Source organism: Streptomyces sp. CA-249302 (assembly GCF_050936785.1).
In the GTDB taxonomy this organism is placed as follows: Bacteria; Actinomycetota; Actinomycetes; order Streptomycetales; family Streptomycetaceae; genus Streptomyces.
In genome coordinates, this window is the sequence record NZ_JBNJMG010000001.1 from 10,197,310 (window position 1) to 10,219,567 (window position 22,258).

Consider the following 22,258-nt stretch of genomic DNA (forward strand, 5'->3'; position numbering starts at 1 on the left):
AGTCCAAGAATTGGACGAGTAGTCTAAAGAGTATGGCTGCTGAGCAAGCTCGTGATGCCGAGCGGGACGCGATCCTCGCCGCGCTGCGGCCGGTCGTCGACGGGATCGCGGCGACCTTCGGGCCGCTGTGCGAGGTGGTGCTGCACGACTACCGGCGGCCCGAGGAGTCGGTGGTCGCCGTCGCCGGTTCGGTGACCGGGCGGGCCGTGGGCGGGGCGATGAGCGAGATCGGCATGCGGGTCCTCGCGCGCGGCGACCGGGCGGCCGACGAGCTGAACTACGTCACCCGCACCCGGAACGGCAAGCTGGTCAAGGCGTCCACGATGGTGCTGCGCGACTCCGGCGGAGCCGTCTTCGGCGCCCTGTGCGTCAACGTCGACGTCACCGCGGTCGGCGAGGCCCACGCCCTGCTCGGCGCGCTGGCCGGGCTCGGCGCCGCCACGACTGAAGTCCCGGTCACCACCTTCGGCAACGACATCGACTCCGTCGTGGACGCCATCCTCGACGCCCACCACCTGGGACAGCACCGCGCCTGGGCCGGGCTCGACCGCACCGAGCGCCTGGGCCTCTTCCGCAGTCTCGACGAACACGGCGTCTTCGCCGTGCGCCGCGCCGTCGAAGAGGTCGCCGCCCGGCTCGGCATCTCCCGCGCCTCCGCCTACAGCTACCTCTCCCAGGCCCGCGCCGACACCGCCCCGACCACCGCTGGAGGATCCGCGTGACGACCACTCGCCCACCCGTCACCCTCGACGACGTCCGCGAGGCCGCGGCCCGGCTCAAGGGCGTCGCGCACCGCACCCCCGTGCTGCGCTCGCGCACCCTCGACGCCCTCGTCGGCGCCGAGGTCCACCTGAAGTGCGAGAACTTCCAGCGGGTGGGCGCCTTCAAGTTCCGCGGCGCCTACAACGCCGCCTCACGGCTCACCCCCGAGGAACTGTCCCGCGGCATCGCCGCCTACTCGTCCGGCAACCACGCCCAGGCCGTCGCCCTGGCCGCCCGCGAACTCGGCACCTCCGCGGTCATCGTGATGCCCGCGGACGCCCCGAGGTCCAAGCGGGCGGCCACGGAGGGCTACGGCGCCGAGATCGTGACGTACGACCGCTACACCGAGGACCGCGTCTCCGTGGCCGAGACCCTGGCCGCCGAGCGGGGCCTCGCGCTCATCCCGCCGTACGAGCATCCGCACGTCATGGCCGGGCAGGGCACCGCCGCTCTCGAACTCCTCGAGGAAGTCGGAGAGTTGGACGCCCTGGTGGTGCCCGTCGGTGGTGGCGGGCTGATCGCCGGCAGTGCCACTGCGGCCAAGGGACTGCACCCGGGGATCCGGGTGATCGGCGTGGAGCCGGAGGCCGGGGACGACACCAAGCGGTCGCTGGAGGCCGGCCGGCGCGTCAGCATCCCCGTGCCGCGCACCATCGCCGACGGACAGGCCCTGCACACGCCCGGCGAGCTGACCTTCTCCGTGAACCGGAGGCTGGTCGACGGGATCGCCCTGGTGTCCGACGACGAGATCCGCGCCGCGATGCGGTTCGCGTTCGAACGCCTGAAGATCGTCGTCGAGCCGAGCGGGGCCACCCCGCTTGCCGCCCTGCTCGCCGGGCGGGCGGGTTCCCTTCCGCGCCGGATCGGGGTCATCGTCTCCGGCGGCAATGTGGACGCGGACCGTTTCGCCGAGCTGTGCGGCCCGGCGACGCCGTCATGACCAGAACTCGTTGTCCTTGTCGATGTCCTCGACGCACTCGTCGAGATCGCTGATCTTGTCCCCGACGATCCGGAAGACGATCCCTCCGGTCTCGTCTATCCGCTTGTCGCCCCGCTGGGCCGTGAAGCGGTGGATGGAGACGGCGTGTCCGCGGCCGTCCACGAGGATGTTGCGCAGTTCGACCTTGAACGTGCCGCCGGTTGCCTCGTAGAGCTGGCCGTAGTAGCCGAGGACGGCGTCGATGCCCTTGAAGTCGCCGGACAGCGGGTGGCTGCCGGGCACGTGGTGGGTGGCGTCGCCCGTCATCATCGAGCGAAGGGTGTCCATGTCACCACGGGAGAAGGCTTCGTAGCCCTTGCGGATGAGTTGGGCATGAGGGTGTTCAGCCACGTTGATCGCCACCTTTCTGGTGGTTCGGCGATTGCGGCCTCCAGGCGCCATTTTCCGCTCACCCGAATGGCGGTGTCGAGTGGACGGGCGGACGATGGTGTCGTGGGCGGGGCTCGCAATGGAGGGAGCCGTCATGATCGAGATCAAGGCTGTCGAGAAGCCCGACGAGCGCCGCGACTTCCCGCGCGGACACCTCGAAGCGGTCCATATGACCGGACTGGACTTCGCCGTGGGCACCTTCGAACCGGGCTGGCGCTGGTCGGAGTCCGTGGCACCCATAGCCGGCACGGAGAGCTGCCAGGTCCACCACAACGGGTACTGCGTATCCGGCCGCATGCGCGTCCGCATGGACGACGGCGCGGAGCAGGAGGTCGGACCGGGCGACGTGTTCGTCATAACGCCGGGACACGACGCATGGGTGGTCAGCGACGAGGCGTGCGTGGTGTACGACTTCGCGGGCGCCATGGCCACGGAGTACGCGAAGGCGAAGGACCAGTAGTCAGACCGGCAGCAGCCGGGCGACCAACTCGCTCAGCTGGCGGGCGTTGCGGCACTCGTGCATGCCGACCACGTCGGCGTACTCGGGTGCCGCGGAGTCACCGGTGCCCCACTGGGCGCGCGGTTCGGGGTTCAACCAGTAGAAGCGGCGGGCCCGTTCGGCGATCTGCCGGACCGCCGCGAGGTTCGGATCGCTCATGTTCGTACGGGCGTCGCCGAGCACGAACACGGTCGTGCGCGGGCCCACCGCGTCGGCGTACCGCTCCGCGAACTCGCCCAGGGCGACGCCGTAGTCGCTGCTGCCGTGCCAGCCGGTGAGCGTCGCCTCGGCGCGGATGCGGGCGCCGAGACCCTCCGCGTCGGCCGCGCCGTGCTCCAGGAGCCCGGTCACCTCGTCGATCCGGTTGACGAAGGCGAACACCCGCACCTTGCTGAACTGGTCGTGCAGCGCCTGCACCAGCAGCATCGTGAAGTCCGAGAAACCGGACACCGACCCCGACACATCGCACAGCAGCACCAGTTCGGGACGCGCGGGCCGGCGCCGGCGCAGCACCGGCTTCATCGGCACCCCGCCCGTCGACAGCGAGCCGCGCAGCGTCCGGCGCAGATCGATGCTGCCCCGCGCGGCCTTACGGCGACGCGCCGCGAGCCGGGTCGCCAGCTTGCGGGCCAGCGGCTGAACCGTCCTGCGCAGCTCGGCGAGTTGGAGCTTCCCGGCGTACAGGAAGTCGAGCCGGTCGGGAGTCGTCGCCACCGCACGCCGGGCGAGCATGTCCCGGTCGCGCCGCTCGGCCACCCGCCGCCGCGCCTCGACCGCCACCTGCCTGCGGAACACCTCGATCCGCCGCCGGATCTCGTCCTCCAGCAGCCGGTCGGTGAACCCCGAAGCCCCGTTCCGGGCCCGGACGCTGTCGCGCACGCGGGCGAACAGCGTCTGGGGACGCAGCTGTTCGAGGGTCTGGTACGAGGACCAGCCCGCCGTGTCGGGTGAGGAACCGTACCCGCCGAAGCCTTCAACCGCCTCCGCCGCCAACTGCCCCATCAGCATGATGTCGCCCGCCGCCAGCGCCGCCGCCAGCCGCTCGCGCAGGTCCTCACGGCCCCCCGCCTCGCCCTCGGGCGCGCCGATTCCCCGCGGGAAGTAGAGGTCGAAGACCGGGTCGAAGACGGGCCGTTGGGACGGGCCGTGCAACAGCGTCGCCGCCAGTCCCTCCCGGAGCAGCTCACGGTCGGCCAGGCCCAGCGCCGCCATCGCCTCGGCCGCGTCCACGGTCTCGCCCGTGCCGATCCGCATGCCGTGCGCCCGCAGCGCCCCGACCAGCGAGGTGAGTCGCTCCGTGACGCCGGGCGCGGTCACACGGCGTCCAGGTCGAGCTTGGCCGCCGCCTTCTGGATGTCGTCCTGGTGCTTGAGGAGGACGCCCAGGCTGTCCCGTACGACGGTCTCGTCGAGGGTGTCGGCGCCGAGCGCGAGCAGGGTGCGCGCCCAGTCGATCGTCTCGGCGACCGAGGGGACCTTGCGCAGGTCCATCGCCCGTAGCGCGCCGACCACCCGGACCACGGAGCCGGCCAGCGCCTCGTCCAGCTCGGGCACCTTCAGCCGGACGATCCGGCGCTCCAACTCCTCGTCGGGGAAACCGATGTGGAGGAACAGACAGCGGCGGCGCAGCGCCTCGGACAGCTCGCGGCTCGCGTTCGACGTCAGCACCACGAAGGGGCGGCGGGTCGCCGCGATCGTGCCCAGCTCGGGCACCGTGACCTGGAAGTCGCTCAGCACCTCCAGGAGCAGGCCCTCGACCTCGACGTCCGCCTTGTCGGTCTCGTCGATCAGCAGCACCTTGCGGTCGTCGCCGCGGATCGCCGTGAGCAGCGGGCGCGAGAGCAGGAACTCCTCGCTGAAGATGTCGGTCCGTGTCTCGTCCCACGTCTCGTCGCGGCCGGCGCTGATGCGCAGCAACTGCTTGGCGTGGTTCCACTCGTACAGCGCGCGGGACTCGTCGACGCCCTCGTAGCACTGGAGCCGGACCAGGCTCGCCCCGGCCACCTCGGCCACGGCCTTGGCGAGCTCCGTCTTGCCGACCCCGGCCGGGCCCTCGACCAGCAGTGGCTTGCCGAGGCGGTCGGCGAGGAAGACGGTGGTGGCGACCGCGGGCGAGGCGAGATAGCCGGTCGCGGCGAGACGCGCGGAAACGTCGTCGACGGATGTGAACAACGGGGCCTCCAGGTCGGCGGCGGTACCTGGCTCACTATCTAAGCGCTTGTTCACCACCTCTGTCACGCGGAATCTTGCTGCTCCCGCCGGTAGAGCGACCGGTTTCCGGTGGTATACCGATCGGTTTTCCCGGGTTCGGCGGCGGAGGTACCCTCGCCGTATGACCACGACAGACAAGGCGTCGACCAGGGACCGGCTGCTCGACGCGGCGTCCGAGCTCTTCTACCGGGACGGCGTCTCCATCGGCGTCGAGGCGCTGTGCCGGACCGCCGGCGTCTCGAAGCGGTCGATGTACCAGCTCTTCGCGAGCAAGGACGAGGTCCTTGCGGCGAGCCTGGAGCGGCGCGCGCCCGGTTACGCGGCCCAGCTCATGCCCGGCCCGGACGACGCCGGCACTCCACGCGAACGCATTCTGTACGTCTTCGAGCAGGCGGAGAAGCTCTCGACCGCGCCCGACTACCAGGGCTGCCCCTTCCTGGCGGCGCTGGTCGAGTTGAAGAGCCCCGAGCACCCGGCGAGCCAGGTCGCCGCCGCGGCCAAAGAGAGCCTGAAGGAGGCGTTCCGAGCCCAGGCCGAGCTCGGTGGTGCACCGGACCCGGAGCTGCTCGCCCGCCAGCTGATGCTGGTCTTCGACGGCGCGAGCGCCCGCGCCGGCGCTCGGATCGAGACGCTGGACGGGCTCACGACGGCGACCGTGACGACGCTGCTGGACGCGGCGGGCGTGCGGTAGGGAAGGACGCCGTTTCAGCAGGGGCGACCGCTGAAGCGGCGCCCGCCGTGCTGTCGTGCTGTCGTACGGAGAGCACGGTCGGGCCACATGGGGCGCAGAACCCCTGTCGCGGGGTGTGGTCAGCGACATCCCGGACGGGTCACCACAACGAGCCGACCCCGCGGGCCACCCGGTGCGATGGACCCGTGACCGCGCCCCCGGACGACTGCCTCGCCCGCAACGAGTGGATCTGCGGCGCCTACCTGACCAGCCGCCGCCGGATCCTCGTCGACGCGGGCGTCCAGCCCCTCCAGCTCACCGCGGTCTCGGTGCTCATCGGCCTCGCGCTCGCCCTGCCGCCGGCCGTGCCGGCCCGACGCCGGGGCCGGGCGGCCGGTCCCGTCCTCGAGGTCACGGCGATCCTCTACACGGTCCCGTCACTGGCGATGTTCTCGCTGCTCCTGCCCGTCTACGGCCTCTCGGTGAGCCTCGTCGTCGCCGGACTCGTCCTGTACTCGCCGACCCTGCTCGTACGGAACATCCTGGCCGGACTGCGCATCACCACCGTCTCGGCGGTCTCCCTGGTGACGGTGGGCGCCATCGTCGGCTTCGGCGGCCTGGGCAACCTCGTCTACGCCGGCATGAACACCTACCTCAAGGCGCAGGTGCTCACCGCGTCCGTGCTGTGCGTGCTGATCGCGATCGCGGCCGACGTGCTGCTCCTCGCCGTACGACGTCTGATCACACCGTGGACCCGGGCGGCCCGCGAATGACGACCCTCACCGACACCTGGGACTGGCTCACCGACCCCGCCCACTGGTCCGGCGACGACGGCATCTGGCACCGGCTCCTCCAACGCCTCGCCCGCACCGTCGTCTGCCTGGCCATCAGCTGTCTGGTCGCCCTGCCGGTCGCCCTCGTCCTGGGCGGCCTCGGCAACGGTGGCGCCCTGGCGGTCAACTGATGTTTCACGTGGAACTGCCCCTTTCGCTCCCGATGATCCCGAACGGGGTGCGGATCGCCGCCGTACTGCTGCTCGCGGGCTGCTCCACCGGACCGTCCCTGGAGACCCAGCGCGAGGTCACCGCACCACCCGGCGACAGCCATCATCCGACCATCGGCTCGGCCGGATTCACCGAGAGCGATCTGCTCGCCCAGATGTACGCACAGCTGCTGAACCAGGCCGGCTACAAGACGTCCCTGCTCACCGTCGCCAACCGCGAACCCTACGAACCCGCCCTGGAATCAGGCCAGATCGAGGTCATCCCCGAGTGCGCGGCCACCTTCGCCGCCTGGCTCAACGCCAAGACCAGCGCGTCCTACGCTCGGCAGCACGGACTCAGGACGCTCAGCGACCTCGGCGCGTCGGGACTGGAGGTGCGGCTCGCCGCGGGCGACGAATGGGTGCAACGGACGGCCGTACTGCGAACCGGGGTTGAAGAAGACCTACGGCATCAGAACGCCGACTACGTCGTGCCGGTCGTCAACCGCTCCCGTGCGGGCGGCGCCGGGATGACGAAGGCGCTGGACCAGCTCAACGACGTACTGAGGCCGGCATCGGACGTGGCACGGAACTGTCTGCGGGACAAGGGCCTGCTGAAGTGAGGGCGGGGGCGGTGGTCGGCGCCGGTTGTCAGCGGTGCCTTGTACCTTGCGGGCATGGGGATCTATCTGGTCAGCAGCAATGCGCAGGACTGGTTCGACGAGGACGAGGAGGAGGGCGGCCGAGGAGCCGTCGCCGCCTTGCTCAACGAGGAGTTGGGGCGGCGCGGGCTGCCGCCGTACACGTCCGTGCCCGAGGCGGCGAAGTTGGTACGGGGCTCGGGGCAGTCGTTCGAGGAGAAGCTGGCGCCACCCATGGACGGGTTCGGCGCGCTGTGCCGGGCGCACCTGTCGCAGGCGGACTGGGACCTGCTCTGCGGCTGGACGGTGCTGGTGCCGCTCTCGCTCGACGAGGAGATAGTGCTGCCTGTCGGCTCCTCGTACACCGACGAGACGGTGGTCGTCGGCGCTCCCCAAGCGCTCGCGCTCGCCGAGCGGTTGGCGGCGGCCGTCGAGCTGCCGGTGGACGAGATACCGGCGGCCTGTGACAACCTCGACCTGACGTTCTGGTTCCTTGAGGGTGCGGCCGAGAAGCTGGCCGCAGTGCGCCCCGGACCGTGGGCCGAGGACCTGGACGCGGCCTTCTACGTGGCGCTGTATCTGCGCGCCGCCCAGCACTCGCTGCGGCGCGGCTGCCCGATGGTCTACTGCTGACGGACCGGCGGGACTGCGTACCGGCTGTTGCTCACTGCACCGGTCAGGCGTCCGCCACCGAGTCGAACTCCACTTGGTCCCGCGACACACCCAGCGTGGCCGCGTCCACCGACCGCGGCAGCGCCTCGTGCAGCTTGCCCGGCGTCAGCACCCTCAGGAAGCGGGCCCCGTCCAGCACCGCGACCCATCCGGCGTCATGCTGGAGCATCACCCCGAAGGCCTGCTTCAAGGGCGCGCCCACCGGCACCCAGGCGTTCATCCGGCGGGCGCGGTCGCCGACCGAACCGCCCGCGCCGAGGTCGCCGATCCCGACCCAACTGTGCGGGTCACCCCGCGTGTCGAGGGCGACCGCCCAGCGCGCCCCCGCCCCCCGCTCAGGCACTTCTTCCTCAAGCCCCACCTCGACCCGACCGGCAGGATCAGGCACGTGTCCGGCTCGCACGTCTCGCCGTACGGCGAGATCGCCGGCGAGTGGACCGCGAGGGACCGGCGCCTCACCTACCGGGCCACCGTGCCGGGCAGCAGCACGGCGACCCTGCGCATCCCGACGACCGACCCCGACACCGTCCGTGAGGGCCGGACGCCCCTGTCCCGCGTCCCCGGCGTGAAGTTCACGGGCTTCACGGACGGCGCGGCGTCGTACGAACTCCCCTCAGGGAGCTACGAGTTGACCTCCGCGCTCGCCTGATCGCCCACCAGCACCACCTCCAGGGTGCGCGGACCGTGCACCCCCTCGACCCGGTCCAGCTCGATGTCGCTGGTCGCCGACGGACCGGAGATCCATGTCAACGGGCGTGCCGGGTCGAGGCGTTCGAGGGCCTGGGGCACGGAGGAGACGACCTGCTCCGGGACCCGTACGACACAGATGTGGTGGTCGGGCACGAGGGTGATGCGGCGGCGGCCCTGGTCGGGGGAGCCGTCGAGGACGATCGTGCCGGTCTCGGCGATGGCGAGGGCGCAACCCGTGACCACGCTCTCCACCTTGTCCAGCTCGTGGGGCGTGCTTACGGCACGGTCGTGGACCCGGGTAGGGTCCGCGGCCGACATCCACTCAGGCGGCAGCCCCGGCGGCACGAGCACGTACTGAGGTCCCCGCTCGGCGAGCAATCGCATGATGAGGTACGGCAGTTCGTCCGTCGTCGTGCGGTGCACGATCGCCCGATAGTCCGCGAGGTTCTCCGCCAGCAGATCCACCGTCTCCGCGACACTCCGCACCCCGTGCTCCCGCAGATACCCGCGCGGAACCGCCTGCTCGTACGGCGTGTCGTCCTTCGGTACCTCCGCCAGCGCGCGCCGCACCCGGCCCAGGATCCGTTCCCTGCTGCTCACTTCGCGCCGTCCTTTCCGCCCTGCGTCCGCTGCCACCAGTCGCGGAACGGTTCCGCCGGCACGGCCGGCAGGTCCCGCGTCCCGCTCCACGCCTTGCCGGGACCCGGCAGCGAGCGCGGATGGAGCCGGCGGGTGCGCGAGGCGAGCCGCTGACCGCCGCGCAGGGCGCCCGGGTGCGCGAACGCCCAGCGTGCCGCGCGCATGGCCGCCCGCTCGGCGGCATGTCCCTTGGCCGGCTTGAGCACCACCTTGTTGCCCTCGCGGACCACCGGACCGCCCTCCACGATCCGCTCGCGCAGATGCACCAGCACCTCGGGGATGTCGATGGCGACCGGGCACACCTCGTAGCAGGCACCGCACAGCGACGAGGCGTAGGGCAGGGAGGCGTCGATCTCGCTTGCCGTGCCCCGGAGTTGGGGGCTGAGGATGGCGCCGATCGGGCCCGGGTAGACCGAGCCGTACGCGTGGCCGCCGGCCCGCTCGTACACCGGGCAGACGTTGAGGCAGGCCGAGCAGCGGATGCAGCGCAGGGCCTGGCGGCCGACCTCGTCGGCGAGGGTGTCGGTGCGGCCGTTGTCGAGGAGGACCAGGTGGAAGGCGCGCGGACCGTCCTGGTCGGTGGTGCCGGTCCACATGGACGTGTACGGGTTCATGCGCTCGGCCGTCGAGGAGCGGGGGAGTGTCTGGAGGAAGACCTCCAGGTCCCGCCAGGTCGGCACGATCTTCTCGATGCCGACGACCGAGATCAGCGTCTCGGGGAGGGTGAGGCACATACGGCCGTTGCCCTCGGACTCGACGACGACCAGCGTGCCGGTCTCGGCGACCATGAAGTTGGCGCCGGAGACGCCGACCTTGGCGCGCAGGAACTTCTCGCGCAGGTGCAGGCGTGCCGCCTCGGCGAGTTCGGCGGGCGTGTCGGTGAGACCTTCGGGGGCCGGGCGGCCCCACTCGCTCATCTCGCGCTCGAAGATGTCCCGGATCTCACCGCGGTTGCGGTGGATCGCCGGGACCAGGATGTGCGAGGGCCGGTCCTTGCCCAACTGCACGATCAGCTCGGCGAGATCGGTCTCGTAGGCACGGATGCCCTCGGCCTCCAGTGCCTCGTTGAGCCCGATCTCCTGCGTGGCCATCGACTTGACCTTGACGACCTCCGACTCGCCGGTGGCGCGCACGAGTTCGGTGACGATCCGGTTGGCCTCGTCGGCGTCGGCGGCCCAGTGCACGGTGCCGCCCGCGGCCGTGACCGACTCCTCCAACTGCTCCAGATAACGGTCGAGATGAAGGAGGGTGTGGTCCTTGATCCGCTTCCCGGCGTCCCGCAGCGCCGCCCAGTCCGACACCTCCGCGACGGCCTTCGCCCGCTTGGCGCGGATGGTGTGTGTGGCGTGGCGCAGATTCCCGCGCAGCGTCTGGTTGTTGACCGCCTCGTGCGCGGCCTTCGGGAAGGCCGGCATCCCCACGAACGTCCCGCTCATACCGCCGGTTCCTCCTCCGTGCTCGCCAGGATCTCCGCGATGTGCACCGGCCGCATGTCCACGTTGAGCCGCGTCATCGTGCCCCCGATGTGCATCAGACAGGAGTTGTCGGCCGCGCAGAGCACCTCGGCGCCGGTCGACTCGGCGTTGCGGACCTTGTCCGTACCCATCGCCGCGGAGACGTCGGAGTTCTTCAGTGCGAAGGTGCCGCCGAAGCCGCAGCACTCGTCGGCACCCGGCAGCTCCACCAACTCCAGCCCCTTGACTGCCTGGAGCAGGCGGCGCGGCCGGTCCCCGAGCCCGAGGCCGCGCAGGCCGTGGCAGGTGGGGTGGTAGGTCACCCGGTGCGGGTAGTACGCGCCGACGTCCGTCACCCCCAGCACGTCCACCAGGAACTCCGTCAGCTCGTACGTCTTCGGCACCACCGGCGCCAGCGTCGCCGCGAGGGTGTCCCCGCGTCCCTCGGCCCGGGCCCGCTCACCCATCCGCGGATACAGCTCCCGCACCATCGCCCCGCACGATCCGGAGGGCGTCACGATCGCCTCGTACTCCCCGAAGACATCGGAGAAATGCCGGGCGAGCGGCTCGGCCTCATGACGGTAGCCGGTGTTGTAGTGGGCCTGTCCGCAGCAGGTCTGGGCCATCGGGAAGTCGACCTCGACGCCCAGCCTGGTCAGCAGTTTCACCACGGCGCGTCCGGTGTCCGGATAGAGCGTGTCGTTGACACAGGTCAGGAACAGGGCGACACGCATCGCGGCTCCTTGTGATCGATCATCGGATGAGTGCAGCGTAGTCGGGCCAGGGAGTCCCGGGGAGACCCTGGCTCAGCGCGCGGCGAGTGCGGCCTGCGCCGCGCGCCACGGTGCCGTGTCGCCGCGCGGCTCGTACCGCGTGAGTGCCTGGGTACGGGTGAGCAGTTGCCGGCCGCCCGCCAGGTCGCCGACGAGTCCGTGGGCCCGCGCCTGGACCAGCACATTGCCCAGCGCGGCCGCCTCCGTCGGGCCGGCCACCACGGGCAGCCCGCACGCGTCGGCGGTCAGCTGGCACAGCAGCCCGTTACGGGTGCCGCCGCCGACGACGTGCACGACATCCACCGGGTGGTCGGCCAGCCGCTGCGCGTCCTCGACGGCCCTGCGGTGCGCCAGGGCCAGCGAGTCGAGGATGCAGCGGGTGATCTCCGCGGGCGACTCGGGCACCGGCTGCCCCGAGGCGCGGCACGCCTCGGCGATGCGCTCCGGCATCCGGCCCGGCGCCAGGAACGTGGAGTCCCCCGCGTCCACGACCGACCGCAGCGCCGGCACCTTGGCGGCGTCCAGCAGCAGCGCCCCCAACTCCGGCTCGCCCCAGGCCCGTACACACTCCTGGAGCAGCCACAGCCCCATGATGTTGCGCAGATACCGGACCGTGCCGTCCAGCCCCAGCTCATTGGTGAAGTTGGCGGCCCGGCTCTCCTCGGTCAGCACCGGCGCGTCCAGCTCGAGGCCCGCGAGCGACCAGGTCCCGGTGCAGATGTACGCGAACCGCTCGCCGCCGGCCGGCACGGCGGCCACCGCGGAGGCCGTGTCGTGCGAGCCGACCGCCGTCACCGGCACCGGACCCGCGAGCCCGGTCTCCTCCAGCACCTCGGGCCGCAGGAACCCCGCCGGATCGCCGGGCTGCCGCAGGGGCGCGAACAGACCGAGGTCGATGCCGAGCCGGGAGGCCACGTCGTACGACCAGTCGCGCGTCCGCGGGTCGATCAGCTGGGTCGTCGAGGCGTTCGTCAGCTCGGTGCCCTGCTCGCCCGTCAGCCAGTACGACAGCAGATCCGGAACCAGCAACAGCCGCTCGGCGTGCGCGAGTTGGGCCGAATCCCGGGCCGCGACCAGCTGGTACAGGGTGTTGAAGGGCGCGTACTGAAGACCGGTCGCCGCGTACAGCTGCTCCGCGGGCAGGGCCGCCCAGACCTTCTCCGCGATCCCCTCGGTACGGGAGTCCCGGTAGTGCACGGGGTTGCCGAGCAGCGCCCCGTCCGCGTCGAGCAGCCCGTAGTCCACGGCCCAGCTGTCGATGCCGACCGAGTCGACAGGACCTGCGGCCCGCAGGCCGTCCAGGACACCGCAGTAGAGCCCGAGAATGTCCCAGCGCAGGCCCTCGGGCAGCCGAACGGGCCGGTTCGGGAAGCGGTGGGCCTCGGTCAGCTCCAGGCCCTCGGGGCCGACGCGGCCGACCATGACGCGCCCGCTGGACGCGCCGAGGTCGACCGCGGCGTACGACTTCACGAGCGCGCTCATCGCAGGAAGGCGGCCGCGACGCCGGCGTCGACCGGTACGTGCAGCCCGGTGGTGTGCGTCAACTCGCCGCCGGTCAGCGCGAACACGGCATTGGCGACATGCTCCGGCAGCACCTCACGCTTGAGGATGGTCCGCTGGGCGTAGAACTCGCCGAGCTTCTCCTCCGGGACGCCGTAGACGGCCGCCCGCTGCGCACCCCAGCCGGCCGCGAAGATCCCGGAACCGCGCACCACGCCGTCCGGGTTGACCCCGTTGACGCGGATGCCGTGCTCGCCCAACTCGGCGGCCAGCAGACGTACTTGATGGGCCTGGTCGGCCTTGGTGGCGGAGTAGGCGATGTTGTTGGGGCCGGCGAACACGGCGTTCTTGGAGGCGATGTAGACGATGTCGCCGCCCAGCCCCTGCGCGATCATCACCCGCGCCGCCTCCCGCGAGACGAGGAAGGAGCCGCGGGCCATGATGTCGTGCTGAAGGTCCCAGTCGCGGGCCGAAGTCTCGAGCAGCGGCTTGGAGATGGAGATGCCGGCGTTGTTGACCACCAGGTCCACCCCGCCGAAGGCGAGGGCCGCGGCCTTGAACGCCTCGGTGATCTGCTCCTCGGACGTCACGTCGACGGTCACGGCGACGGCCTTGTCCGGGCCGCCCAGCTCCTCGGCGACAGCGGCCGCGTTCTCGGCGTCCAGATCGGCGACGACGACACAGGCGCCCTCACCGACCAGCCGATGCGCGATGGCCTTGCCGATCCCGCTGCCCGCCCCCGTCACCAGCGCCACCCGGGTCGCCAGCGGCTTGGCCTTGGGCATTCGCTGGAGCTTGGCCTCCTCAAGGGCCCAGTACTCGATGCGGAACTTCTCCGACTCCTCGATCGGCGCGTACGTCGACACGGCCTCGGCCCCGCGCATCACGTTGATGGCGTTGACGTAGAACTCGCCGGCCACCCGGGCGGTCTGCTTGTCCTTGCCGAAGGAGAACATGCCGACGCCCGGCACCAGCACGATCGCCGGGTCGGCGCCGCGCATCGCGGGGGAGTCGGGCAGCGCGTGCCGCTCGTAGTAGGCGGCGTACTCCTCGCGGTACTCCGCGTGCAGCTCCTTCAGCCGCGCGACGGCCTCTTCCACCGGCACGGTCGGGGGCAGGTCGAGGACGAGCGGCCGCACCTTGGTGCGCAGGAAGTGGTCCGGGCAGGAGGTACCGAGCGCGGCCAGCCGCGGGTGCTCGGCGCTCGCCACGAAGTCCAGCACGACCTCGGTATCCGTGAAGTGCCCGACCTGAGGCTTGTCCTGGGAGGCGATCGCGCGGACGTACGGCGCGAGGGCCGCGGCCCGGTCACGACGCTCCGCTGGCTCCAGCGGTGCATACCCCTCGATCACCGGCCCGAACGGCTCGTCCTTGCCCCGGTCGGCAAGGAACGCCTCGGCGGTCCGGATGATGTGCAGCGAGTTCCGCTCGCACTCCTCGGACGTCGCACCCCACGCGGTGATCCCGTGCCCGCCCAGAACGCACCCGATGGCCTGCGGGTTCGCCTCCTTGACCGCCGCGATGTCCAGCCCCAGCTGGAAACCGGGCCGCCGCCACGGCACCCACACCACCGTGTCGCCGAAACACTCGGTGGTCAGCTTCTCCCCGTCGGCCGCGCAGGCGAGCGCGATCCCGGAGTCCGGGTGCAGATGATCGACGTGCGCGGCCTCGACGAGCCCGTGCATCGCGGTGTCGATGGACGGCGCCGCCCCGCCCTTCCCGTGCAGGCAGTAGTCGAAGGCGGCGACCATCTCGTCCTCGCGCTCGACGCCCGGGTACACGCCCTGGAGCGCCCGCAGCCGGTCGATCCGCAGCGCGGCGAGCCCGGCCTCGGTGAGCGTCCCGAGGTCACCACCGGACCCCTTGACCCACATCAACTCGACGTCACCCCCGGTCACGGGGTCGGTCTCGATGCCCTTCGCCGAGGTGTTGCCGCCGGCGTAGTTGGTGTTACGGGGGTCGGAGCCGAGCCGATGGGAACGGGCCAGGAGAGCGGCGGCTTTGGGGTGGGGTGCCATGATCGGTTCTCTTCCTTGCGTCGTGGGAACGTTTGCGGGTCTGCGCGTGGCGGGGGAGTCAGGCGCCCCAGCCGGCCTGGGTACCACCGACACGCTCGATGGCGATCTGCTGCTGCCATCCGGAGCGGCGGTAGGCGGCGATGGGGTCGGGGTCGAGCCCCATCTCCTCGCGAACTTCGGCGAGGAGCGGTCGTACGTCGGTGTTGTAGGCGTCCATGAGCACGGCGTTGGCTTCCAGCACGTCACCTTCGCGCTGGGCGACCGCGAGTGCTTCCCGGTCGACGAGGAGGGCCTTCGCGGTGGCTTCCTGGACGTTCATGACGGAGCGGATGATGGCGGGGATCTTGGCTTCGATGTTGTGGCACTGGTCGAGCATGAACGCGACGTCCGGGCCGTATCCGCCGCCGCGCACGACCTCGTACATGATCCGGAACAGCTGGAAGGGGTCGGCGGCGCCGACCATGAGGTCGTCGTCGGCGTAGAAGCGGGAGTTGAAGTCGAACCCGCCCAGCTTTCCTTCCCGGAGCAGCGTGGCGACGATGAATTCGATATTGGTTCCGGGTGCGTGGTGCCCGGTGTCCACCACGACCTGTGCTTTGTCGCCGAGCTTGAGGCAGTGCGCGTAGGCCGTCCCCCAGTCCGGTACATCCGTGGCGTAGAAGGCGGGCTCGAAGAACTTGTACTCCAGGAGCATCCGCTGCCCGTCCCCGAGCCGCTCGTACACTTCCGCCAGCCCCTCGGCGAGGCGGTCCTGGCGCTCGCGGATGTCGTCCTGGCCGGGATAGTTCGTGCCGTCGGCGAACCACAGCTTCAGATCACGCGAGCCCGTGGCGTCCATGATGTCCACGCACTCCAGCAGATGACCGATCGCCTTGCGCCGTACCGCCGGATCCGCGTTGGTCACGCTGCCCAGCATGTAGTCGTCGTCCTGGAAGACGTTCGCGTTGACGGCCCCGAGCGCGACACCCTGCTCCTCGGCGTACTTCGCCAACGCGCCGTAGTCGTCGACCTTGTCCCAGGGGATGTGCAGGGCGACCGTCGGCGCCACCCCGGTGACGGCATGCACCTGCGCCGCGTCGGCGAGCTTCTCCCAGGGGTCGCGGGGGACGCCCGGCTGCGCGAACACCTTGAAGCGCGTACCGGAGTTGCCGTAGGCCCACGACGGGGTCTCGATGTGCTGCGTCGCGAGTGCTGCCTGCACGGCGGACGGGTCTGGCATGACCACCTCTGAACACGGGTTGAATCGTTTCAGGGAACGTAGTCGCATCGCCGGGACGGCGTCAAGATGTCCGGGCCGGACCCCCTCGACTTCCCGGTGGGTGGGCGAAATTTGTGCGGCAACCCTTGACGCGCCGCCGCCGTGGCCCCACGATGCCGTGAAACGTTTCATGGCCTGTTTCGGGCCAGCGCTATGGCTGGTTACACGTGTCAATCCCCGAAGTGCAACCAGCCTCCATCCCCGTCCCCCGCTCCGAAAGGCCGCCCCGATGAGCAACGACGCCATCCCCAGCGGACCCGGCAAGCCCCGAGTGACCCGCGCCCAGTGGCGCCTGGCCGTCCTGTCCGGCATGGCCTCCTACCTCGACTCCGGCATCATCGTCTCCTCCGGTCTGTCACTGGGCTTGTGGCAGAGCCGCTTCCACCTGTCGTCCTGGGGCCTCGGCGCACTGAGCGCCGCCCTGACCTTCTCCATCGCCGTCGGCTCGCTCGTCGGCGGCCGCCTCGCCGACCGCTTCGGCCGCAAGCGCGTGTACGGCGTGGACATCCTGGTCTACGCCGTAGGCGCCGCGCTGCTGGTCTTCGCGCCCAACAGCACCGTCCTCTTCGCCGGCATGATCATCGGAGGTCTCGCGGCCGGCGCCGATCTGCCGACCTCCCTGGCCATGGTCTCCGAGCACTCCCCGCGTTCGGTACGCGGCCGGCTGATCGGCGCCACCCAGACCATGTGGGTCCTCGGCATCACGGCCGCGATCGTCATCGGCTTCGGCACCTCCATGCTGGGTTACCTCTCGGCGCAGCTCCTCTTCGCGCACCTCGCCGTCGTGGCCCTGGTCAGCTGGGTGCTGCGCAACCGCCTCATCCTGTCCCCGGCCCTGGAGGAGGCCGAGCGGGGCGGCGGCGCCGAGGGCATCGACGCACGCGCCCTGCGCCGCCTGGGCGCCCGGCCGATCCTCGTCCCGCTCGTCGCGACCGGCGGCTTCTACCTGGCCTGGAACCTGGCCGCCAACACCATGGGCCAGTACGGCACCTACTTCCTGACCACGGTCAGCGGCGCCTCCCAGACCCTCGCCACCGGCTTGGGCCTGGCCACCCTCCCGCTCGGCCTGGTCTGCTCGCTTGCCTTCGTGCGCCTCGCCGACACCCCCTGGCGCGACCGCCTCTTCTACGTCTGCGCGGCCCTCCAGGTCCTGGCCTTCGCCGTGGCCGCGGCGACCGGCGGCGCCGTGATGGCGGCGATGGTGTTCTTCATGCTGCTCTACAACGTCGTCAACCAGTTCGCCGGCGAGGCCAACTACAAGATCTGGTCCCAGGAGGCGTTCCCCGAGGAACTCCGCGCCACCACCCAGGGGTTGACCTACGGTCTGAGCCGCGCCCTGTGCGGCCTCGCCGGACTCGCCACCCCCACCCTCATGAGCGCCAGCGGCTCCGCGGTGCTGTGGAGCACCACCGCCTGCGTGGCCGTCTCCGGCGTGCTGGGCGTGTGGATCGTCCGCCGCATCGCCCCGCAGGGCCGGAGCGTGACGGGTGCCCGGTCCGCCGTTCTCGAGAAGGAAGCGATCTGATGCGCGTCACCGCTCCCGTCCTGGAACACCACCGCGAACCGCTCGGCATCGGCGAGCCCCGGCCCCGCCTGAGCTGGCGCACCGAGACCGACGCCCCGGGCTGGATCCAGCAGGCGTACCGGATAGAGATCACCGACGCCGAGGGAACCGTCCGCACCGACACCGGGCGCGTGGAGAGCGCCGACGCGGTGCTGGTGGAGTGGCCCGGCGAGGCGCTCGGCTCCCGCAGCCGGGTCGGAGTGCGCGTCCAGGTCTGGGGCGAGGGCCCCGAACCGTCGCCCTGGTCACCGGTCACCCGGGCGGAGACGGGACTGCTCACCCGTACCGACTGGACCGCCCGTCCCGTCACCCCCGACCGCTCGGCCGCCGACACCCCGCTCCCGGTGGCGCTACTGCGCCGCGCCTTCACCCTCGACCGTCCCGTCGCCACGGCCCGCCTCCACATCACCGCCTACGGCGTCCACGAGGCCGAGATCAACGGCACCCGCGTCGGCGACCACGTCCTCGCCCCCGGCTGGACCTCCTACCACCACCGCCTGCGCTACCAGACCTTCGACGTCACCGACCTCCTGCGCCAGGGCGACAACGCGATCGGCGCACTGCTCGGCGAGGGCTGGTACACCGGCCGCCTCGGCTTCCACGGCGGCCGCCGGAACCTCTACGGCGACCGACGCGCCCTCCTCGCCCAACTGGAGATCACCCACCCCGACGGCACCCTCACCACCATCGGCACCGACGAGTCGTGGCGCGCCACGACCGGCCCGATCCTCCGTTCGGAGTTGTACGACGGTGAGGTGTACGACGCCCGGCTGGCCCGGACCGGCTGGTCGGAACCCGGCCACGACGTCTCCGGCTGGTCTCCGGTGTCCGAACTCCCGCTGCCCGAGGCCGAGTTGGTGGCACCGACCGGCCCGCCCGTGCGCCGCACCCAGACCCTGACTCCGGTCGAGGTCGTCACCACCCCTGCCGGGAGGACCGTCCTCGACTTCGGCCAGAACCTGGTCGGACGCCTGCGCATCCGCCTGTCCGGTCCGGCCGGGCACACGGTCACCCTGCGCCACGCCGAGGTGCTGGAGCACGGCGAGCTCGGGGTGCGCCCCCTGCGGCAGGCCGCCGCGACGGACACGTACACGCTCTCCGGCCGGGGCGTGGAGACGTACGAGCCGCACTTCACCTTCCACGGTTTCCGTTACGCCGAAGTGGACGGCTGGCCGGGCGAGTTGGACCCGGCCGCCGTCGAAGCGGTCGTCCTGCACACGGACATGGCCCGCACGGGCTGGTTCGAGTCCTCGCACGAACTCGTCAACCGGCTTCACGAGAACGTCGTCTGGGGCATGCGAGGCAACTTCCTGGACATCCCCACCGACTGCCCGCAGCGCGACGAGCGCCTCGGCTGGACCGGCGACATCCAGGTCTTCGCCCCCACCGCCTCCTTCCTCTACGACTGTTCGGGCATGCTCGCCGGCTGGCTGCGCGACCTGGCCGCCGAGCAGCTCGAACGGGCCGACGGGGCACCGCCGTTGGTGGTTCCGGACGTCCTGCCCTTCGACTTCGGCGGCACTCCGCACGCGGTGTGGGCCGACGTCGCCGTACTGCTCCCGTGGACGCTCTACCGGCGCTTCGGCGATACGGAGGTGCTGCGCACGCAGTACCCCAGCATGCGTGCCTGGATGGAGACCGCCGCCCGGCTCACCGCGGAGGGCGGTGGGCTGTGGCGGCAGGACTTCCAGCTCGGCGACTGGCTCGACCCGGCCGCCCCGCCCGAGAACCCCGGCGCGGCCCGCACCGACGGTGACCTGGTCGCCAACGCCTACGTCGCCCGTTCCGCCGACGTACTCGCCGAGACGGCACGGCTGTTGGGGGAGAAGGACGACGCCGAGCGGTACGAGGAGCTGGCGCGGTCCGTGCGGGCGGCGTTCGCCGACGAGTTCGTGACCGCGGGCGGGCGGCTGTCGAGCGACGCGCAGACCGCGTACGCCCTGGCGCTGTGCTTCGCGCTGCTGCCGACGGAGCGTCAACGGGCCGGTGCCGCCCGGCGGTTGGCGTATGTCGTGCGCAAGGCCGGCTTCCGGATCGCCACCGGGTTCGCCGGTACGCCGCTGATCTGCGACGCGCTGTGCGCGGGCGGGGAGCCGCAGTTGGCCTACCGGATGCTGCTCGAGGAGGGCTGTCCGTCCTGGTTGTACCCGGTCACCATGGGGGCCACGACGGTGTGGGAGCGCTGGGACTCGATGCTGCCCGACGGGAGCGTCAACCCCGGTGAGATGACCTCCTTCAACCACTACGCCCTCGGTGCCGTCGCCGACTGGCTGCACCGCACGGTGGCCGGACTCGGGGCCGCCGAGCCCGGCTGGCGCCGGCTGCGCATCGCACCCGTTCCCGGCGGCGACCTCACCCATGCGGCAGCGGCACACGAGACGCCGTACGGCCGGGCGGAGGCGGGCTGGCGGATCGAGGACGGGACGCTGGTGGTCGAGGTGCTCGTGCCGCCGAACACCCGGGCCGAGGTCCAACTCCCGGGCGACGAGGGGCCGTTCGAGGTCGGCTCCGGTCGCCGCACCTTCCGGCGGCCGTACACCGCACCCGCCTGGCCGCCGCCTGCGGTCCGGCATCCGTTCGCCGGTTCCGAGTGACCGGGCGCGGGAGGTGCTCAGGCCAGGAAGGCCGGCCTGAGCACCTCCTCGCACCACTGGCGGAAGCCGGTCGGGCCCGGTCGCGCGGTGCGGTGTTCCTCGTCATAGGCGCCCTCGTTCTGGGCGACCGCCATGTCGACCAGCCCCTGCGCCCACGCCTCGCTCGCGCCGTGCTCCAGCATCGTCGCCCGGTAGGCGTCGACGGGGACCTCCTGGTAGCGCACGGGCCGCTCCAGCACCTCGGAGAGGATGCGGGCCATGCCGTCGGGGGAGAGGGAGTCGGGGCTGACCAGGGGCACGCCGTCCCGTCCGCTCCAGGAGTCGTCGAGCAGCAGCTCGGCGGCCTTGGCCGCGATGTCCCGGGTGGCGACGATCGCGAAGGCCCGATTCCCGGGGTGCGGCCAGAAGAAGGCGCCCTGACCGCGGATCGCGTCGAGCTGCCACAGCAGGTTCTCCATGAACCCGGCGGGCCGCAGCGCCCGGAACCGCACGCCCGTCCTCGCGATCAGTTCCTCACTGACGTGAGCCGCCGACAACTGGCCTGCGCCCTTCTCGATTCCGCGGCCCATGCTCGTGACGGCGACGACCCGTCGGACGCCTTGGGCGGCGATCGCCTCGCACGCGGACCGGGTGGGATCGAGGAGGTGGCCGTCCACGTTCTCCGCGCGCGGGTCCGGCGGCACCAGCCAGAACACCGCGTCCGCACCGGCGAAGGCCTTCATGACGACATCGTGGTCACGATGCGAGCCCTGGACGACCTCGACCCGCTCACGCACCTCGGGGGAGAGTCGCGAGGGATCCCGCACGATCACGCGGATCGGCTCCTCGGAGGCGAGGAGCAGGTCGACGACCTGCCCGCCGATCTGACCGGTGGGAGTGGTGATGACAAGCATGCGGAAACTCCAAAAGGCTTGGCGGGGAAGGCGGTTGACAGACGGGGCCATAAGCCCGGGAACCGCCTGCTCCGATCCTCCGCTCCGCCCCTCCGGCACGGAAGGACCGACCGGATCCCGCTTGTTACCCTCTGGGTAATACCGAACGGGAGGTGCCAGGCCATGGAGTCCCGGTCACTGCGCTACTTCGTCGCCGTCGCGGAGGAACTCAACTTCGCCCGCGCCGCCGAACGCCTGGGCATCTCCGCCCCGCCCCTCTCCCGCGCCATCCGCAAGCTCGAAACGGACCTGGGCGTCACCCTCTTCGAGCGCACGACCCACAGCGTGACTCTCACCCCGCCGGGCACCGTCCTCCTGACGGAGGCCCGCTTCGCCCTGGACGCCTTCCACGCGGCCACCCGCCGAGCCCAGCGCGCCGCCGACCCGCACCCCAAACTGGTCCTGGCCGTGAAGGCCGACGGCGAGGCGGGCCTGCTGGAATCCATCCTGGCCCGCTACGCCACGGAGCCCACCGCCCTCCCGGTGACGATCCGCCTCTCGGGCTGGGGCGAACAGGCACGGCTCCTCCGCGCGGGCGAGGCCGACGCGGCCCTCCTCTACGAACCCTTCGACCGCACCGGCCTGGACGCGGAGACGGTGACCGTCGAACCCAGGATCGCCGCCATCCCCACCACCCACCCCCTCGCGTCCCGCACCGACCTGACCCTCGCCGACCTCGCCCTCCCGGGCGTCGAAGAGGGCAACCCGCACGGCCTGGCCCGCTACCTGGACACGATCGTCGAACGCCATGGGATAGCCGACCTACCGCAACTGCTCACCCTGGTGGAACTGGGCGAGGTCGTAACCCTCCTCCCGAAGTCGGTCACGACCCGCTACCCCCGACCGGGAGTCACCTACCGCACCCTCCCGGACGCCCCACCGGCCACCCTGTCGATCGCCTGGCCCCAACACTCCTGCTCAACGGCGACAGCGGCGTTGGTCCGCGCGGCCACATCGGTGACCTGAAAACGCCCGCCCACCGCACGCGCCCTCCAGGGGCGCGGGGAGCTGCGCGACAAGCCACACCCAAC

At 71.3% G+C, this 22,258-nt stretch carries 21 protein-coding genes and 2 pseudogenes; 12 read left to right on the top strand and 11 right to left on the bottom strand.

All coding sequences use genetic code 11. The features are described from left to right. The first annotated feature begins 32 nt into the window (after positions 1 to 32). Complete coding sequence (locus tag ACQEWB_RS46150) at positions 33 to 722, top strand: helix-turn-helix transcriptional regulator (RefSeq protein ID WP_432842320.1); 690 nt, start codon at positions 33 to 35, stop codon at positions 720 to 722. Then, the gene (locus tag ACQEWB_RS46155; protein ID WP_432842322.1) at positions 719 to 1,702 is read left to right on the top strand and encodes a threo-3-hydroxy-L-aspartate ammonia-lyase; all 984 of its coding nucleotides are present in this window, start codon (positions 719 to 721) and stop codon (positions 1,700 to 1,702) included. Before ACQEWB_RS46150 ends, ACQEWB_RS46155 begins: the two co-directional genes overlap by 4 nt. Here ACQEWB_RS46155 and ACQEWB_RS46160 read toward each other — a convergent pair. Further along, entirely contained in the window at positions 1,697 to 2,092 is a 396-nt protein-coding gene (locus ACQEWB_RS46160; protein ID WP_432842324.1) for a nuclear transport factor 2 family protein, read from the bottom strand. The two genes, ACQEWB_RS46155 and ACQEWB_RS46160, sit on opposite strands and share 6 nt — an antisense overlap. Positions 2,093 to 2,225: 133 nt before the next feature. On the opposite strand from ACQEWB_RS46160, the gene ACQEWB_RS46165 reads away from it, so the two are divergent. After that, positions 2,226 to 2,591 carry a cupin domain-containing protein gene (locus ACQEWB_RS46165; protein WP_432842326.1) on the top strand — a complete coding sequence of 122 codons (366 nt, stop codon included), beginning with the start codon at positions 2,226 to 2,228 and terminating at the stop codon, positions 2,589 to 2,591. Here the strand turns inward: ACQEWB_RS46165 and ACQEWB_RS46170 are convergent, their stop codons facing one another. Then, positions 2,592 to 3,884 carry a vWA domain-containing protein gene (locus tag ACQEWB_RS46170; protein WP_432844351.1) on the bottom strand — a complete coding sequence of 431 codons (1,293 nt, stop codon included), beginning with the start codon at positions 3,882 to 3,884 and terminating at the stop codon, positions 2,592 to 2,594. It abuts the gene before it with no gap. A 59-nt stretch (positions 3,885 to 3,943) separates the two neighbouring features. Further along, a complete protein-coding gene (locus tag ACQEWB_RS46175; RefSeq protein WP_432842328.1) occupies positions 3,944 to 4,801 on the bottom strand; it encodes an AAA family ATPase in 858 nt (285 codons plus the stop codon). A gap of 160 nt (positions 4,802 to 4,961) precedes the next feature. Between ACQEWB_RS46175 and ACQEWB_RS46180 the strand changes: the two genes are divergently transcribed. The 5 genes and pseudogenes from ACQEWB_RS46180 (at position 4,962) to ACQEWB_RS46200 (ending at position 7,766) form a co-directional block, all read left to right on the top strand. Next, positions 4,962 to 5,531, top strand: coding sequence for a TetR/AcrR family transcriptional regulator (locus ACQEWB_RS46180; RefSeq protein ID WP_432842330.1), 570 nt, complete (start codon positions 4,962 to 4,964; stop codon positions 5,529 to 5,531). Positions 5,532 to 5,716: 185 nt separating this feature from the next. After that, positions 5,717 to 6,283: an ABC transporter permease gene (locus ACQEWB_RS46185; RefSeq protein ID WP_432842332.1), complete on the top strand. Its 567-nt coding sequence runs from the start codon at positions 5,717 to 5,719 to the stop codon at positions 6,281 to 6,283. Beyond that, positions 6,259 to 6,471: pseudogene (locus ACQEWB_RS46190) on the top strand (ABC transporter permease); the annotation flags it as partial. The gene ACQEWB_RS46185 and the pseudogene ACQEWB_RS46190, both read left to right, overlap by 25 nt. 2 nt (positions 6,472 to 6,473) lie before the next feature. Then, the gene (locus tag ACQEWB_RS46195; RefSeq protein ID WP_432842334.1) at positions 6,474 to 7,115 is read left to right on the top strand and encodes a glycine betaine ABC transporter substrate-binding protein; all 642 of its coding nucleotides are present in this window, start codon (positions 6,474 to 6,476) and stop codon (positions 7,113 to 7,115) included. Positions 7,116 to 7,169: 54 nt separating this feature from the next. Beyond that, the gene (locus ACQEWB_RS46200; RefSeq protein ID WP_432842336.1) at positions 7,170 to 7,766 is read left to right on the top strand and encodes a hypothetical protein; all 597 of its coding nucleotides are present in this window, start codon (positions 7,170 to 7,172) and stop codon (positions 7,764 to 7,766) included. A 43-nt stretch (positions 7,767 to 7,809) separates the two neighbouring features. On the opposite strand, the pseudogene ACQEWB_RS46205 reads toward ACQEWB_RS46200, so the two are convergent. Then, positions 7,810 to 8,133, bottom strand: a pseudogene (locus ACQEWB_RS46205) (ABC transporter ATP-binding protein); the annotation flags it as partial. A 60-nt stretch (positions 8,134 to 8,193) separates the two neighbouring features. On the opposite strand from ACQEWB_RS46205, the gene ACQEWB_RS46210 reads away from it, so the two are divergent. Continuing rightward, positions 8,194 to 8,454, top strand: coding sequence for an alpha-L-rhamnosidase C-terminal domain-containing protein (locus ACQEWB_RS46210; RefSeq protein WP_432842338.1), 261 nt, complete (start codon positions 8,194 to 8,196; stop codon positions 8,452 to 8,454). Here the strand turns inward: ACQEWB_RS46210 and ACQEWB_RS46215 are convergent. The 6 genes from ACQEWB_RS46215 to rhaI form a co-directional block, all read right to left on the bottom strand. Beyond that, on the bottom strand, positions 8,427 to 9,095 hold the full coding sequence (locus ACQEWB_RS46215; RefSeq protein WP_432842340.1) for a LutC/YkgG family protein: 669 nt from the start codon (positions 9,093 to 9,095) through the stop codon (positions 8,427 to 8,429). The two genes, ACQEWB_RS46210 and ACQEWB_RS46215, sit on opposite strands and share 28 nt — an antisense overlap. After that, complete coding sequence (locus ACQEWB_RS46220) at positions 9,092 to 10,570, bottom strand: LutB/LldF family L-lactate oxidation iron-sulfur protein (protein WP_432842342.1); 1,479 nt, start codon at positions 10,568 to 10,570, stop codon at positions 9,092 to 9,094. The genes ACQEWB_RS46215 and ACQEWB_RS46220 overlap by 4 nt, the downstream gene beginning before the upstream one ends. After that, positions 10,567 to 11,322 carry a (Fe-S)-binding protein gene (locus ACQEWB_RS46225; protein ID WP_432842344.1) on the bottom strand — a complete coding sequence of 252 codons (756 nt, stop codon included), beginning with the start codon at positions 11,320 to 11,322 and terminating at the stop codon, positions 10,567 to 10,569. Before ACQEWB_RS46225 ends, ACQEWB_RS46220 begins: the two co-directional genes overlap by 4 nt. Positions 11,323 to 11,394: 72 nt before the next feature. Further along, complete coding sequence (locus ACQEWB_RS46230; RefSeq protein ID WP_432842346.1) at positions 11,395 to 12,843, bottom strand: rhamnulokinase; 1,449 nt, start codon at positions 12,841 to 12,843, stop codon at positions 11,395 to 11,397. Further along, positions 12,840 to 14,879 (bottom strand): bifunctional aldolase/short-chain dehydrogenase, encoded by a 2,040-nt coding sequence (locus ACQEWB_RS46235; RefSeq protein WP_432842348.1) that lies wholly within the window; start codon positions 14,877 to 14,879, stop codon positions 12,840 to 12,842. The genes ACQEWB_RS46230 and ACQEWB_RS46235 overlap by 4 nt, the downstream gene beginning before the upstream one ends. A gap of 58 nt (positions 14,880 to 14,937) precedes the next feature. Next, positions 14,938 to 16,098 (bottom strand): L-rhamnose isomerase, encoded by a 1,161-nt coding sequence (gene rhaI, locus ACQEWB_RS46240; RefSeq protein WP_432842350.1) that lies wholly within the window; start codon positions 16,096 to 16,098, stop codon positions 14,938 to 14,940. A gap of 268 nt (positions 16,099 to 16,366) precedes the next feature. Here rhaI and ACQEWB_RS46245 point away from each other — a divergent pair, with 268 nt between their 5' ends. Next, positions 16,367 to 17,662 (top strand): MFS transporter, encoded by a 1,296-nt coding sequence (locus ACQEWB_RS46245; RefSeq protein WP_432842352.1) that lies wholly within the window; start codon positions 16,367 to 16,369, stop codon positions 17,660 to 17,662. Next, complete coding sequence (locus tag ACQEWB_RS46250) at positions 17,662 to 20,295, top strand: family 78 glycoside hydrolase catalytic domain (RefSeq protein WP_432842354.1); 2,634 nt, start codon at positions 17,662 to 17,664, stop codon at positions 20,293 to 20,295. The genes ACQEWB_RS46245 and ACQEWB_RS46250 overlap by 1 nt, the downstream gene beginning before the upstream one ends. A 17-nt stretch (positions 20,296 to 20,312) precedes the next feature. Here ACQEWB_RS46250 and ACQEWB_RS46255 read toward each other — a convergent pair whose 3' ends face one another. After that, positions 20,313 to 21,188, bottom strand: coding sequence for an NAD(P)H-binding protein (locus tag ACQEWB_RS46255; protein ID WP_432842356.1), 876 nt, complete (start codon positions 21,186 to 21,188; stop codon positions 20,313 to 20,315). Positions 21,189 to 21,350: 162 nt separating this feature from the next. On the opposite strand from ACQEWB_RS46255, the gene ACQEWB_RS46260 reads away from it, so the two are divergent. Further along, a complete protein-coding gene (locus ACQEWB_RS46260) occupies positions 21,351 to 22,193 on the top strand; it encodes a LysR family transcriptional regulator (RefSeq protein ID WP_432842358.1) in 843 nt (280 codons plus the stop codon). Positions 22,194 to 22,258 lie beyond the last annotated feature (65 nt).